At 56.5% G+C, this 13,786-nt stretch carries 14 protein-coding genes; 12 read left to right on the forward strand and 2 right to left on the reverse strand.

All coding sequences use genetic code 11. From position 1 onward, the window contains the following. Positions 1-143 precede the first annotated feature (143 nt). Entirely contained in the window at positions 144-1,076 is a 933-nt protein-coding gene (locus tag ACRQ84_RS22330; RefSeq protein WP_483818162.1) for an AraC family transcriptional regulator, read from the forward strand. 1 nt (position 1,077) lies between these two features. Here the strand turns inward: ACRQ84_RS22330 and ACRQ84_RS22335 are convergent, their stop codons facing one another. Together ACRQ84_RS22335 and ACRQ84_RS22340 are read right to left on the reverse strand one after the other, a co-directional pair. Further along, positions 1,078-1,209 (reverse strand): hypothetical protein, encoded by a 132-nt coding sequence (locus ACRQ84_RS22335; RefSeq protein WP_483818163.1) that lies wholly within the window; start codon positions 1,207-1,209, stop codon positions 1,078-1,080. A 201-nt stretch (positions 1,210-1,410) separates the two neighbouring features. Continuing rightward, positions 1,411-2,115, reverse strand: coding sequence for an SDR family oxidoreductase (locus ACRQ84_RS22340; protein ID WP_483818164.1), 705 nt, complete (start codon positions 2,113-2,115; stop codon positions 1,411-1,413). Positions 2,116-2,220: 105 nt separating this feature from the next. On the opposite strand from ACRQ84_RS22340, the gene ACRQ84_RS22345 reads away from it, so the two are divergent. From ACRQ84_RS22345 to ACRQ84_RS22395, 11 genes are all read left to right on the forward strand, one after another. Further along, positions 2,221-3,111, forward strand: coding sequence for a LysR substrate-binding domain-containing protein (locus tag ACRQ84_RS22345; RefSeq protein ID WP_483818165.1), 891 nt, complete (start codon positions 2,221-2,223; stop codon positions 3,109-3,111). 247 nt (positions 3,112-3,358) lie between these two features. Next, positions 3,359-4,546: a M20 metallopeptidase family protein gene (locus ACRQ84_RS22350; RefSeq protein ID WP_483818166.1), complete on the forward strand. Its 1,188-nt coding sequence runs from the start codon at positions 3,359-3,361 to the stop codon at positions 4,544-4,546. 21 nt (positions 4,547-4,567) lie between these two features. Next, on the forward strand, positions 4,568-5,416 hold the full coding sequence (locus ACRQ84_RS22355; protein ID WP_196762390.1) for a transporter substrate-binding domain-containing protein: 849 nt from the start codon (positions 4,568-4,570) through the stop codon (positions 5,414-5,416). 12 nt (positions 5,417-5,428) lie between these two features. Then, on the forward strand, positions 5,429-6,148 hold the full coding sequence (locus tag ACRQ84_RS22360) for an ABC transporter permease (RefSeq protein WP_008109228.1): 720 nt from the start codon (positions 5,429-5,431) through the stop codon (positions 6,146-6,148). A gap of 9 nt (positions 6,149-6,157) precedes the next feature. Beyond that, a complete protein-coding gene (locus tag ACRQ84_RS22365; RefSeq protein ID WP_483818167.1) occupies positions 6,158-6,844 on the forward strand; it encodes an ABC transporter permease in 687 nt (228 codons plus the stop codon). Next, on the forward strand, positions 6,841-7,617 hold the full coding sequence (locus tag ACRQ84_RS22370; protein ID WP_064741357.1) for an ABC transporter ATP-binding protein: 777 nt from the start codon (positions 6,841-6,843) through the stop codon (positions 7,615-7,617). Before ACRQ84_RS22365 ends, ACRQ84_RS22370 begins: the two co-directional genes overlap by 4 nt. Before the next feature lie 372 nt (positions 7,618-7,989). After that, positions 7,990-8,487: a type VI secretion system contractile sheath small subunit gene (gene tssB, locus ACRQ84_RS22375; protein WP_064741356.1), complete on the forward strand. Its 498-nt coding sequence runs from the start codon at positions 7,990-7,992 to the stop codon at positions 8,485-8,487. Between the two features lie 29 nt (positions 8,488-8,516). Then, positions 8,517-10,064 (forward strand): type VI secretion system contractile sheath large subunit, encoded by a 1,548-nt coding sequence (gene tssC, locus ACRQ84_RS22380; protein WP_483818168.1) that lies wholly within the window; start codon positions 8,517-8,519, stop codon positions 10,062-10,064. Positions 10,065-10,078: 14 nt separating this feature from the next. Beyond that, complete coding sequence (gene tssK / locus ACRQ84_RS22385; RefSeq protein WP_483818169.1) at positions 10,079-11,419, forward strand: type VI secretion system baseplate subunit TssK; 1,341 nt, start codon at positions 10,079-10,081, stop codon at positions 11,417-11,419. Beyond that, positions 11,416-12,090 (forward strand): type VI secretion system protein TssL, short form, encoded by a 675-nt coding sequence (gene tssL, locus ACRQ84_RS22390; RefSeq protein ID WP_483818170.1) that lies wholly within the window; start codon positions 11,416-11,418, stop codon positions 12,088-12,090. The genes tssK and tssL overlap by 4 nt, the downstream gene beginning before the upstream one ends. Continuing rightward, positions 12,087-13,784, forward strand: a complete 1,698-nt coding sequence (locus ACRQ84_RS22395; protein ID WP_483818171.1) for an OmpA family protein — start codon at positions 12,087-12,089, stop codon at positions 13,782-13,784. The genes tssL and ACRQ84_RS22395 overlap by 4 nt, the downstream gene beginning before the upstream one ends. The last annotated feature ends 2 nt before the right edge of the window (positions 13,785-13,786 follow it).

A 13,786-nucleotide genomic window follows, 5' to 3' on the forward strand; every position in this document is an offset into this window, starting at 1 on the left:
AGTTGACGAGGATATTGTTGATAAATCACGCCGTGTGCGACAGACCGGATTATGGCGCATCTTTGCCTAATCCTCTCGCCTACATTGTGCGGGCGTCATTTTCACCGCTATGCTTTGCCTGAATCTCTCTGAGGAAACCCTTTATGTCGCAAACCGTACAACAGCGTACCTGCGCCTTACTCAGTCAGCTGGCACGTCAGGAAGGCTACACGGAATCATTGCTGGAAAGCGTGCGCTTTATGCGTGCCGACCGGCAATGGGCACGAACGCCAGTGCTGTACGAGCCAAGTATTATCATTATTTGTCAGGGATCGAAGCGCGCTTTTCTCGCCGACAAAATGTATCGCTACGATGCGCAGCACTACCTGGTGTTATCGGTGCCGCTGCCATTTTCTGCGGAAACGGAAGCCACGTCAGAAGAGCCGCTGCTGGGCATCGCCATTCGTCTGGATGTGGACATGGTGGCAAGGCTGGTGGCGCAACTGACCAGCTGTGAAACGGCAGTTAACGCTTCACCGGCGGGTATCATTTCTACACCGATTAATCAGACGTTAGCAGAGAGTACGCTACGTTTACTGGAAGCGCTGAGCGATCCGCTTGAAGCCAAAATGCTAGGACCCGCGCGCGTCGAGGAGATTTGCTTTCGCATATTAATCGGTGAGCAGGGTGGCGCGGTGCGTGCCGCGTTGACTTATCAAGGCCATTTCGGCCGTATCGCACGTGCTTTACAGCGTATTCATGCCGACTGGCGTCAGCCGCTGGATGTACCGCATCTGGCGAACGAGGCGGGGATGAGTGTGCCGCGTTTTCATCTGCATTTCAAAACCGTGACGCAGACTTCGCCGATTCAATACCTTAAATCACTGCGTTTACATCAGGCGCGATTAATGATGATCCGCGATAACCTGACCGCCGCGGGTGCAGCCGCGCGTGTCGGCTATGAAAGCGATTCGCAATTTAGTCGTGAGTTTAAACGGATGTTTGGTCGCAGTCCGGCGGAAGAAGCACGGGAAATGAAAAGCGCGTTCGAATTATTACCGCCGGAGCAGTTGTCCGGCCGGTTACAGGCGCATTAGCTCAGCGAATGCCCATTACGGCAACCACCAGCAAAATCCAGAATGCTGCACAACCCGCGAACATCATTTGCCAGACTACACGGCGTTCTGCGGTTAAAAGAGAAGATAGGCGTAAACGTAAAATCGATTGCATAGCGACCTCCAATCAGAATGGTTAAAAATTGGCGTGCTGGGGCAGGAAGGTGCCGTCAGCGAATAAGACTATTCTGACTATTTATCGGCAATATAATCGACAAGACCAGTCTTGTTTGACTGTTGTTCATGAAAGAAAAAACAGGAAAGCCGCGAGCGAAAGGGATTCGCTCGCGGCTATCGGGGAGGATTAACAGGCTTGCTACACGTTGCGCGTCACGCCACCATCAACACGAATATTCTGAGCGGTAATATAGGCTGCGCCCGGTGAGGCGAGGAAAGCGATGGTCGCCGCCACTTCTTCAGACGTGCCGTAACGTTGCAGCGGAACGCTGTCGCGGCGCTCATCGGTTTTCGGCAAGCTGTCGATCCAGCCAGGTAAGACATTGTTGATGCGAATGTTATCAGCCGCGTAGGTATCGGCGAAGATTTTCGTGAAGGATGCCAGCCCGGCGCGGAACACCGCTGAAGTCGGGAACATATCCGTCGGCTCAAACGTCCACGCCGAGGAAATATTGATGATGCTGCCGCCGCCTTGTTGCTGCATGATGGGCGTGACCAGACGCGTGGCGCGCACCACATTCAAAAAGTACGTTTCCATTCCGAGCTGCCACTGCTCATCGGTTAATTCCAGAATCGGTGCGCGCGGACCATGACCTGCGCTGTTCACCAGCACGTCAATGCGGCCCCAGCGTGCCAGCGTTTTATCCACCAGCGTGTTTAAATCCTCCTGTGACTGATTCGAGCCTGTCACCCCTAAACCACCCAGTTTTTCCGCCAGCGTTTCACCTTTGCCGGAGGAGGAGAGGATGGCCACTTTAAAGCCGTCGCTCGCCAGTTTGCTGGCGGCTGCGGCGCCCATCCCGCTACCGCCAGCCACAATAACTGCTACTTTTTCTACTGCCATAATTCACCTTCCAGCTAATGAGTAATCGATTTAGGCCAGTATAAAAGGTAATTTTGGCAACAGAGAGTCAGTCTGTTTGTCATTTGACGATAGGAAAACTACAGGATGAGTCAGGGATTTAACGCGCTACCCCCGCTTAATGCCTTAAAAGTGTTTGAGGCGGTGACGCGACACCTTAATTTTCGTCTGGCGGCGGAAGAGTTAGGCGTGACGCAGGGGGCGGTGGCACAGCAAATTCGCGGTCTGGAGGCCAGCCTTGGGCTAAAACTGTTTGAACGATTGCCGCGCACGCTGGCGCTGACCGGCGCGGGGGCGGGCTATGCAGTTAGCATTCGCCAGGCATTTGAGTTAATTGATGAGGCCACACGCACGCTGCGACCGGAGCCCAATCGTTTAACCCTGAGCGTAACGCCCACCTTTGCCAGTCGCTGGATGCTGCCGCGCTTACCTGGTTTTACTGCTGCGTGGCCAGATATCGATCTGCGCGTATTGGCCTCTGAGCGGCTGGTGCAGTTTCATCATGAAGGTGTCGATTTGGCGGTGCGTTACGGGCGGCCGCCATTTGGTGCCGGACTCGACGCCACCTTGCTGTTCAGCCAAACGGTATTGGCGGTAGTGAGTCCCACGCTACTGGCTGAAATGGGCGATCCAGCTGAAAGCGATCGCTGTCTGCGCTACGCCTTGTTGCACGATGGTCACCATCTGTGGCCGGTATTTCTCGCGTCTATCTTTCCCAATTTATCGCTGCATCATCAGCATCACCTGCGTTTCAATCAAACCGCGCTGGCGCTGGAGGCGGCGATCAGCGGGCAGGGCATCGCGCTGACCAGCCCGCATTTTGTGCAGAACGATCTGGCTAGCGGCCGTTTGGTACCCGCTTTCCGTCAACAAATGACCATGGATGCCGGTTGGTATCTGGTATGGCCGCGCCGTCCACGCGAGCCCGCGCCGGTTTTGGCGGTACGCGACTGGCTTCTGACACAGGTTAACGGCTGATTGGCTAAATTTCGAAATCAGTAAAACTGATGATCCGCGATGGATCATGAATGTTATAACTGCTTAATGATGCAGACGTGGGTTTTTATCCTGTCAAGGCAGTGAATTAGCAAAATATTGCTTAAATTCAGCAAGTAAACAAATGGATGGCGCGTTGCATTCTGCCGATTGCTGTGAATAAATACAGAGTCAATATTAATAAAAATGCCATTAAGGCCAGGCTCGCGCCTGAGAAAGATCATTTCCTATGACCGATCATAAAGATGTTTTAGCCAGGGACATCAGCGCCAGAAGTGAAAGTATGCAGGCGCATCTCATCGCCATTCGCCGTGATATTCACGCGCATCCGGAGCTGGGTTTCGACACCATTCGCACTGCCCACATCGTAGAGCAGGAGTTGCTGCGCCTGGGTCTGACGCCGAAAACCGGCGTCGGCAGAACCGGCGTAATGGTCGATATTGTTGGCGCGCATCCCGGCAAAACCGTGCTATTGCGCGCCGATATGGATGCGTTGCCGATTCACGAACAAACGGGCTTACCGTTCAGCAGCCACTATCCCGGTAAAATGCACGCCTGCGGCCACGATATTCATACCGCGACCATGCTGGGTGTGGCGGCGATTGTGCCGCACTACCGCGCACAACTGCATGGCACTTTGCGGCTAATTTTCCAGCCAGCGGAAGAGACGCCAGACAGCGGTGCCGAAGCGATGATCGCTGATGGTGCGGCCGACGGCGTCGATCTCGCCATCACCCTGCACAATAAGCCGGAACTGGCCGCGGGCGAAATTGGCCTGACGCGCGGTGCCAGCACCGCTTCCAGCGACGAATTTGATGTAGTGGTACACGGCAAATCAACGCACGCTGCCCGTCCGCACATGGGTACCGATCCGATCATTGCCGCAGTGAATCTGGTCAGTCAGCTGCAAACCATTATTTCGCGCGAACTCGATCCAGCCAATTCGGCGGTGCTGACCATCGGCCACATTCATGGCGGCACCACCCACAACATCATCTCTGATAGCTGCCTGATTCAGGGCACGGTGCGCGCCAAATCTCCGGCGGCACGGGCGCATATCGAAGAGGCATTCAAACGTATCTGTGCAGGCGTAGCGCTCTCTCTGAATGTGCGCGTTGAGGTCAATTACCAGCGCGGCGTTCCGCCGTTGATGAACGACGAGGCGCTTATTGATGCGCTGGAACCGATTTTGTCGCATCAATTTGGTAAACCGATCGTCGCTAAACCGAGCGCCAGCTTTGGTGCCGAAGATTTCTCGCTGTTTACCGAGCGCGCGCCAGGTTGCCAGATCCACATTGGATCCGGCGCACCGGGACGCGACGACCATCTGCATAATTCGGATTATCAACCCGACGAGCGCAGTATCCATAGCGGCACGCAGGCATTAGCCCGTTTAGCCATTGATTTACTTTCTTAAAATAACGAACTCTGAGGTCTTATGATGATGCGTAAAGGACTGTTTACCGCTTCTGTGGGCATGCTGCTGCTTGCCTCGTCCGCTCTGGTGCAGGCTAAAGATTTTGGCACGCTGAAATTCGCGACTGAAGCTGCTTATCCGCCGTTTAACCAATCCACGCCCAACGGCAAAATCGTCGGTTATGAGCCAGATATGGTGGCTGAGATCGCCAAACGTGCCGGTTTTAAATATGAAATCGTGGCGCAGAAATGGTCCGGTATGATTCCGGGGTTAGTCGACGGTAAATATGACGCAGTGATCGATGCTGTGACCGTGACGCCTAAGCGTGAAGAAGTGGTGGATTTCTCGCGCCAGTACACCGTGAGTATTTCGGGTTTCGTCACCCTGAAAGGCAGCGCGGTTGATACATTGCCGGGCAATGGCGAAGTGGTGCTGGCGGATGATGAAGCTGCTATGACCAAATCAATTGATGCGCTGAAAGCCAAATTCAAAGGTAAAACCATTGCGGTGCAGGTTGCCACCATTCAGGCTGATTTCCTGAACAAATATCTGGCGGATGTGGCAACGATTCGTACTTATCAGGCCGGTCCGGAAACGTTCGCCGATCTGCTGAATGGTCGCGTTGATGCGGTCATGGCGTCTCGCACTAACCTCAATGCCTATGTGAAAAAGCATGCGGATACCGTGAACAGTACCGGTTACGGTTTCTCCGGTGGCGTGCTGGGCCAGGGTTCGGCTATCGCGATTCAGAAAAACAATCCTGAATTGAAGGCGGCGCTGGATAACGCGTTAAATTCAATGATCAAAGATGGCACGCTGAAGCAGCTGTCTGAAAAATGGTTCGGCGAAAACGTCGCACCTAAAGAGTAATTCCAGGCGCTTATGGCTATTGATTGGCAAATCTTAGGTTTTGGTGATGAAGGCTGGGGCGGCGTGTTGCTTAACGCCGCCACGGTGACCGTCACCGTTTCATTATGTGCATGGTTGCTGGGCGCTATCCTCGGCAGCTTACTGTGCTGGATGCAGATTGGGGGTGGGCGTTGGCAGCAACGCCTCGCCAACGGCTACATCACGCTGTTTCGTGGTGTGCCGGAGCTGCTGGTGATCTACCTGTTCTATTTTGGTGGACGTCAGGTGGTGTCGTTTGTGGGGGAAAGTCTTGGCCTGCAAGGACCGTTTGATGTGAACGGCTTTGTTGCTGGCGCGATCGCCATCGGCCTGATCTCCGGCGCTTATCAAAGTAGTGTGTTCCGCGGTGCGTTCTACGCGATTCCGAAAGGAACGCTTGAAGCCGCCACGGTAACGGGCATGGGACGTTTGATGCTGTTTCGCCGCATGATTGTGCCCCAGGCGCTGAAAACTGCGCTACCGGGCATGGGTAATCAGTGGCAATCGGTGATCAAGGAGTCGGCGCTAGTTTCCGTCACCGGCTTGGTGGAAACCATGAACCAAATCTCCACTGCCTCGAACTCCACACAGATGCCGTTCTTCTTCTACAGCGTTGGTGCGGTGATCTACCTGATCATTACCACCTGTTCCGATTTTGTTTTCCGCTATGTGGAAAAAGTGGCCATGCGCGGGCAACAACGCGCGCGGTTGTAAGGAGCCACGATGGATGTCACTTTCCTGCAGCACACCTTAGCTGCTTTGCTGCGCGGTCTGCCGTTAACGCTTAATCTGGCGCTGCTATCGCTGTTGGGCGGCGGCGTACTGGCGTTACTGCTCAATTTACTGCGGCAGAATCGTCTGGGTAGTTACGTTACGCGTTTCTACGTCTGGGTATTTCGCGGCACGCCGCTGCTGATACAGATCTTTATGATCTATTACGGCCTCGGCAGCTTGCCTGCGGTGCGTGAAAGCGTGCTGTGGCCGTTGCTGCGCGATCCTTACTGGTGCGGCTTGATTGCGCTGGTGCTTAACGATGCGGCTTACACTTCGGAGATCTTGCGCGGCGGCCTCAATGCGGTGAGCGTGCAGTCGCTGGAAGCGGCCAAAGTGAGCGGCATGTCGCGTTTCACCACACTGCGGCGTATTACGTTGCCGCTGGCGGTGCGTCAGGCGCTGCCAGCTTACAGCAATGAAATTATCTCGATGATAAAGTCGACTTCCCTGGTCAGCACCATCAGCCTGATGGAAATGACCGGCATTGCCGACTCGATTGTCTCTGAGACTTTCCGCGCGCTGGAAGTGTTTATCAGCGCAGCGATTATCTATCTGCTACTGACCGTGCTGGTGAGTAAAGCGGTGGCGCTGCTGGAGCGTCGTTTGTCCCCTTATCAGGTTGGAGCACGTCCATGAGTAAACCCACTATCGCCCTGAGCCATCTCAGAAAAAGTTATAGCGGGCACGAAGTACTGCACGACATCAGTTTAACGGCTCAGGATGGCGACGTGATTTCGCTGATTGGCGCCAGCGGTTCAGGCAAGAGCACCTTGCTGCGCTGCATTCCTTTTTTGGAAGTGCCGCAGGGTGGGGAAATAGCGGTGGGTGACGAAGTGGTCACTATCGATAATCCTGATGAAAAGCTGAGCCGTGAACAGCAGCGCCGCATCAAATTGATGCGTATGCAGCTCGGCTTTGTCTTCCAGGGCTTCAACCTTTGGCCACACAAAACCGTGTTGCAGAACATCATCGAAGCGCCGATTCATGTGCAGAAGCGCAGCAGTAAAGAGGCAATTGAAGAGGCTGAAGCGCTGTTACAAAAAGTCGGGCTGTACGAGAAGCGCAACGCCTGGCCATCGCAGCTTTCCGGGGGACAGCAACAGCGCGTGGCGATTGCCCGTGCGCTGGCGCAGCAGCCGAAAGCGATTCTGTTTGATGAACCGACCTCAGCGCTTGATCCCGAGTTGGTGGGCGAAGTGCTGCGCGTGATTCGTAGCCTGGCGGAGGAGGGGCGCACCATGATTATCGTGACGCACGAAATGGGCTTTGCACGCGATGTGTCTAACAAAGCGGTGTTTCTGCATCAGGGCAAAATTGAGGAAGCCGGTTCGCCGCAGCAAGTATTCAGTGATCCTCTCTCTGCGCGCTGTCGCGCATTTGTAAGTAGTCACTTACAGCGTAATAGTTAACCTGCCAGGATAAAATTCCTCCCTAAGGCACCCGCTTATAGTGTGAGCGGGTGCCTTCTCTTTGTCGCTGATATCTCTCCCCCAACTGCCTCTAAAAAAAGTTAGCAACGTTAAATTATTGATTGATGTAAACGTTTCACCTGGATTAGATCTGCCTGGCCTGAAAACTTTATTTTGAGATTTATCCTGGGCCCTGTCTCATCTCCCATCAGTGATTTAATCTAAATCATCAGAAATTTCCTATATAAATCAGATCGAAAAGATCACTTTGCCTGATTGCCTTCCTAAAATATCAGCTATATATTCGCGCGGTAACACACAGGGAAAGTGTGCCTACGCGTGCTTTCCGCGCCATTTTTACAAGGAGTAAACATGAGCAACTCTTATCAGAATGAAATCCCTAAAGCACGTATCAATTTGAAGCTTGACCTGCATACGGGCGGTTCGGCTAAGAAAACTGAGCTTCCCCTTAAACTGCTGGTCACCGGCGATTTCAGCAACGGTGCGGAAGACCGTCCGCTGTCTGAGCGTGAAAAAATCAACGTAAACAAAAACAACTTCAACAGCGTGCTGGCCGATATCGCGCCTGCGGTGTCCTTTGCCGTGCCGAATACGCTGGCCGGCGACGGTAGCGAAGAGAACGTGGCGCTTCATTTCCGCGACATTAAAGACTTCGAGCCGGAGCAAGTTGCCCGTCAAATCCCGCAGCTGCGCGCCATGCTGGCGATGCGCAATCTGCTGCGCGACCTCAAATCTAACCTGCTGGATAACGTCACCTTCCGCAAAGAGCTGGAAGCCATCCTGAAAGATCCGGCACTCAGCGACGAACTGCGCAGCGAGCTGTCTGCGTTAGCCACCGATCAAGCCTGATCATCCCCGTAACGGACTATAGAGAGAGAATGCTGATGTCAGTTCAGAATGAAACCCATTCCAATGGCGCAACCACCGTGCTGGATCGCCCTGCTGCGGGCGGCGTATACGCTTCACTGTTTGAAAAAATCAACCTCAATCCAGTGTCAGAGCTGAGTGACCTCAATGTCTGGCAGGACAATCAGGCGATGTCTGATGCCACCGCCGACGAGCGCGTGACCGCCGCGATGCAGGTGTTCCTGACGCGCCTGAAAATCAGCGGTGCGAAAGTCGAAAAGCTGGATAAAAACCTGTTGGATCATCACATCGCCGAGCTGGACCGCCAGATCAGCCGCCAGCTGGACGCGGTGATGCATCACGATGCGTTCCAGAAGGTGGAATCAGCGTGGCGCGGCCTGAAGTCGCTGGTGGATAAAACCGACTTCCGTCAGAACGTAAAAATTGAAGTGCTGGACGTGTCGAAAGACGATTTGCGTCAGGACTTCGAAGATGCGCCGGAAATCATCCAGAGCGGCCTTTACTTGCAAACTTATGTAGCTGAATACGACACGCCGGGCGGCGAGCCGATTGGCGCGGTAATTTCCGCTTATGAATTCGACGCCTCCGCGCAGGACGTGGCGCTGCTGCGCAATCTGTCAAAAGTGGCGGCCTCGGCGCACATGCCGTTCATCGGATCGGTCGGCCCGCAGTTCTTCCTGAAAGAGTCGATGGAAGAGGTGGCTGCCATCAAAGATATCGGCAACTACTTTGACCGCGCCGAATACATTAAATGGAAGTCGTTCCGCGATACCGACGATTCCCGCTATATCGGCCTGACCATGCCGCGCGTGCTGGGTCGTCTGCCGTACGGTCCGGACACCGTGCCGGTGCGCAGCTTCAACTATATCGAAGAAGTGAAAGGCCCGGACCACGATAAATACCTGTGGACTAACGCCTCGTTCGCCTTCGCCGCCAACATGGTGCAGAGCTTCATTAGCAACGGCTGGTGCGTGCAAATTCGCGGCCCGCAGGCGGGCGGCGCGGTGCAGGATCTGCCGATCCATCTCTACGATCTCGGCACCGGTAACCAGGTGAAAATCCCGTCTGAGGTGATGATCCCGGAAACCCGCGAGTTCGAGTTCGCTAACCTCGGCTTTATCCCGCTTTCCTACTACAAGAACCGCGATTACGCCTGCTTCTTCTCGGCCAACTCGACGCAAAAACCGGCAATCTACGACACCGCCGATGCCACCGCCAACAGCCGCATCAATGCGCGTCTGCCGTACATCTTCCTGCTGTCACGCATCGCGCACTACCTGAAGCTGATCCAGCGCGAAAACATCGGCACCACCAAAGATCGTCGCCTGCTGGAGCTGGAGCTGAACACCTGGGTGCGCACGCTGGTGACCGAGATGACCGATCCGGGTGACGAGCTGCAATCCTCACACCCGCTGCGCGATGCGAAGGTGCTGGTGGAAGATATCGAAGACAACCCGGGCTTCTTCCGCGTCAAGCTGTTCGCTATCCCGCACTTCCAGGTGGAAGGCATGGACGTGAACCTGTCGCTGGTGTCGCAGATGCCAAAAGCTAAAGCGTAAGGCGGCGATAAGGGATGAAAACAGAACAACCACTCTGGGGCCGGGGCACCATGATCTCGCCCCAGCACTTTCAGCAGCAGTTCGCCTGGCAGGCGTGGCACAGCGAGTGCATTGCGCGCATGGGACTTAACCAACCTTGGGGCGTGCTGCAGGCGGAGTTTGAGCCGGACGCGCTGAAGCTTGGCCGACTCAAGCCGCGTCATCTGCATCTGCGCTTTCGCGACGGCACGCTGGTCGATACCCATAACGCCGATCCGCTGCCACCGACGCTGACACTTGAGGCGGAGCAGAAGGAAGTGACGGTTGTTTTGGCGCTGCCGCAACTCTATGCCAACGGCGGCAACTGCCTGCAGGAGAGCGACGTGGCCGAGCGACCGGTGCGCTTCCGCCAGCGCTGGCGCGATATCCGCAACCTGTTCGGGGATGACACCCGTCAGGTTGCGGTATTACAGCCTGAACTAACGCTGCGTTATGCGCATCAGGACAACAGCGACTGGCTGACCTGCCCCGTTGCGCGTCTGCAGCAGGATGCGCAGGGCGGATGGGTGCTGGACGGCCAGTTCCTGCCGCCACTTTTGACGCTGCAATCCAGCCCGTGGCTGGTGACAGCACTTGAACAGCTGGTGACGCAGCTGCGTGCCCGTCTGGTACGCCTGATGGCGATGCGCCGCGAAAGCAACCAGCGCATGGCCGATTTTGCCGTCGCCGATGTATCGCTGTTCTGGCTGCTTAACGCGCTCAACAGCGCCGAACCGGTGCTGGCTGATTTTCTACGCCATCCGCAAAGCCCGCCGGAACGGCTTTATCCGGAGCTGGCAAGGCTGGCGGGCAGTTTGCTGACGTTCTCGCTGGAGCATCAGGTGAAGGCCATCCCGGCTTACCGGCATGACAACCTCAATGAAGTATTTCCGCCGCTGTTCAGCCTGCTCGGCACGCTGCTGGAAGCTAGCCTGCCGTCGCGCATGGTGGCGATAGAGATGAGCCACGATCGCCGGCTGCGTCAGTGGCAGGCGCGTCTCAACGATCCGCGTCTGCGCGAGGAAGCCGACTTCTACCTGTCAGTGCGCTCGCCACTGCCGGTGGCGCAGCTGCAGGAACAGTTCCCGCGCCAGTGCAAAGTGGGCAGCCCCGATGACGTCATCGCGCTGGTCAACAGCTCGCAGTTGGGGATCCCACTGAAGCCGCTCAGCCATGTGCCGGCCGCCATTCCGCTGCGACTGGAAAACCAGTATTTCTCGCTGGATCTGTCGCATCCGGCGGCACGCGCCATGCTCGAGAGCGGCAGCTGCATGTTTTATGTCCCCGGCACGCTGGGTGATCCGGAACTGGAACTCTTCGCGGTACTGAAATCATGAGTACAACATCACAAACCCCGGATATTGATGCGCTGCTGCAAAACACCTGGCTGCAGGTGATCAGCCTGCGTCATGGCCCGACATTTTCCGACGGCGAAGGGCTGACGCTGTGGCAGCGCTGCGTCGCTGATGCGGAGCGGGTGCAGCTGGCGCTGCGTGACGCGGGCGTCAGCCGCGAGAGCTGTCATAACATTCTGCTGGCGCAGTGCGCACTGCTGGATGAGGCGGTGAAAGGGCGCGGCGTGCAGGATGATGCCTGCCTGCAGTGGTATCACATGCCGCTGCAGGGCCATTTTTTACAAACCATGGACGCGGGTGAAACGCTGTGCGATCGCATGCAGCAGGTGCTGGCCCAGCCGGAAGCCGACGAGAGGGTGCTAACCTGCTTTCATCGCGTGATGCTGCTGGGTTTTCTTGGCGGTTATGTGTCTGCTGATACGCCCGCGCGCCAGCAGCTGATGAGCGCGCTGACGAAACGCGTACCTCCTTTCACACGAGCGGCGGATGCGCCGTTGTTATCGCTGGCAAGCGGTGGCTTGCGCGCGGGCTGGCTCAGTAGCTGGCCTGCACGTCTTGGTCTGACCGCGCTGCTGCTGGCTGCGCTGTGGTGGGGACTGAATCACTGGCTCGATCACCTCATCACGACCCTGCTGCCCGGAGTTAAGGGATGAAGCCGCTGCTTCCACGCTTGCTGGTGCTGTGGATCTGGCTGCTTGCGGCGGTGCTGTGCACGCAGTTTCTGAGCTTTGCGCGCAGCAGCGATTTCCTCGTGTTGCTGGCGATACTGCTGCTTGCTGGCACGGTAACGTTCAGGGTGCTGCGCCGCCGCAGGCAAGTGGCGAGTCAGGAATGGACTGATTTACCCGATGCCGCTTATCGGCAGCCGGTAGTGCTGTGCTGCGATGCAGGTGGCCTGTCAGACGAGGAAGCGGTACGCGTGCTGCCGCAGGGCTGTTTTATTCGCGTGAAAGACAGCAGCGAACTGCAACACAGCGTGCGCCAGTTGCTGCTGCAACGCCCTGACTGGGGCCGGCAGATTTCCATTTCTCTGAGTATTAGCCCGCAGCAACATCAGGACAGCACGGTGCTGGAAAATGCGCTGTTCGCGCTGCGCTGGCAACTCGCGCTGCTGCGCCGTGAAACACGCCAGTCGCTGCCGCTACTGCTCAATGTCGGCATTGCCGGCGAGATGACGCAGTGCGCCGAACCGCTCTGGCAGGTTCATCTGGCGGGAAACAGCCCACAAATCTGGCTGGATGACGCCTCGCCGCGCGGCACCAGCGAATGGCTGCAGTCGGGTGGCAGCGTGGCAATGCAGCAGCAGGTCCTGCTCAACTCGCTGGATGCGTGGGCGCGTCAACATGTGTTACGCGTGCTGACGGAGACGCACAGTGATGTCGCCGCCGTGATACCCGCCGCATGTGTATTGCAGCTGCAACCCGCCACGCCTGGCACTGGCCATGACGCTCTGTGGTGCGCCTGGCTGTGGCAGCACACCTCCATCCGCAGCGCCGGTGCCGCAGCGAATACGCCCGTCATCCTTCCCGACTTTATTCTTCCGCTGCTTCCAGCAGGCCGTGGCGTGACGCCCGGAACCCGCGCATTGCGCATCGCGATCACGGCCTTCGCCATTGCCGTTGTGATCGCACTCTGTGCGGTGGCCTGGAATAACCAGTCGATGATCCGTCGCATCGTATTCGACCTCGAACACTACAACCGCATTGCCATGAACGACTACGTGCCGAAGCTTGCTGTTGTGCAGGTACTGCGCGAGGACGCCAGCCAGCTCGACGGCTATGCGCGTCAGGGTGTGCCGCTGCGCCTGGGGCTGGGACTGTATCAGGGTGGTCATCTGCGTCTGCCGGTGCTGCACGCCATCAGTTCATGGATTCCTGAACCTAAGCCTGAACCTAAACCTGTGCCGAAGCCCAAACCTCAGCCAACAGTGGTGCGTCTGGATGCGATGTCGCTGTTCGATTCCGGCAAATCCGATCTGAAAACGGGCTCGACCAAAGTGATGGTGAACGCGCTGGTCAACATCAAAGCGCGCGCGGGCTGGCTGATTGTAATCGCGGGTTATACCGACGATACCGGCCATCCGACGCTCAACCAGCGCCTGTCGCTGAAGCGCGCCGAAGCGGTACGCGACTGGATGCGCGATACCGGTGATGTGGATGAAAGCTGTTTCGCGGTGCAGGGCTTTGGCCAGAGTCGCCCAATGGCGTCCAACGATACCACCGAAGGCCGCGCAGCCAATCGGCGCGTTGAAATCAGTCTGGTTCCGCAGGCCGATGCCTGCCAGGCACCGGACGTAATCCCCCCGTCATCACAGGATGGTGACGGCAATCATGAAGAAAAGGAGTAACA

It is taken from the genome of Pantoea sp. E2023-21 (assembly GCF_051302795.1).
GTDB classification, from domain to species: Bacteria; Pseudomonadota; Gammaproteobacteria; order Enterobacterales; family Enterobacteriaceae; genus Pantoea; species Pantoea ludwigii_A.

What these genes read in the sequence shown, in the direction of transcription:
- ACRQ84_RS22330 (WP_483818162.1), top strand. Translation starts at nt 144, where the DNA reads ATGTCGCAAACCGTACAACAGCGTACCTGCGCCTTACTCAGTCAGCTG.
- ACRQ84_RS22335 (WP_483818163.1), bottom strand. Translation starts at nt 1,209, where the DNA reads ATGCAATCGATTTTACGTTTACGCCTATCTTCTCTTTTAACCGCAGAA.
- ACRQ84_RS22340 (WP_483818164.1), bottom strand. Translation starts at nt 2,115, where the DNA reads ATGGCAGTAGAAAAAGTAGCAGTTATTGTGGCTGGCGGTAGCGGGATG.
- ACRQ84_RS22345 (WP_483818165.1), top strand. Translation starts at nt 2,221, where the DNA reads ATGAGTCAGGGATTTAACGCGCTACCCCCGCTTAATGCCTTAAAAGTG.
- ACRQ84_RS22350 (WP_483818166.1), top strand. Translation starts at nt 3,359, where the DNA reads ATGACCGATCATAAAGATGTTTTAGCCAGGGACATCAGCGCCAGAAGT.
- ACRQ84_RS22355 (WP_196762390.1), top strand. Translation starts at nt 4,568, where the DNA reads ATGATGATGCGTAAAGGACTGTTTACCGCTTCTGTGGGCATGCTGCTG.
- ACRQ84_RS22360 (WP_008109228.1), top strand. Translation starts at nt 5,429, where the DNA reads ATGGCTATTGATTGGCAAATCTTAGGTTTTGGTGATGAAGGCTGGGGC.
- ACRQ84_RS22365 (WP_483818167.1), top strand. Translation starts at nt 6,158, where the DNA reads ATGGATGTCACTTTCCTGCAGCACACCTTAGCTGCTTTGCTGCGCGGT.
- ACRQ84_RS22370 (WP_064741357.1), top strand. Translation starts at nt 6,841, where the DNA reads ATGAGTAAACCCACTATCGCCCTGAGCCATCTCAGAAAAAGTTATAGC.
- tssB (WP_064741356.1), top strand. Translation starts at nt 7,990, where the DNA reads ATGAGCAACTCTTATCAGAATGAAATCCCTAAAGCACGTATCAATTTG.
- tssC (WP_483818168.1), top strand. Translation starts at nt 8,517, where the DNA reads ATGCTGATGTCAGTTCAGAATGAAACCCATTCCAATGGCGCAACCACC.
- tssK (WP_483818169.1), top strand. Translation starts at nt 10,079, where the DNA reads ATGAAAACAGAACAACCACTCTGGGGCCGGGGCACCATGATCTCGCCC.
- tssL (WP_483818170.1), top strand. Translation starts at nt 11,416, where the DNA reads ATGAGTACAACATCACAAACCCCGGATATTGATGCGCTGCTGCAAAAC.
- ACRQ84_RS22395 (WP_483818171.1), top strand. Translation starts at nt 12,087, where the DNA reads ATGAAGCCGCTGCTTCCACGCTTGCTGGTGCTGTGGATCTGGCTGCTT.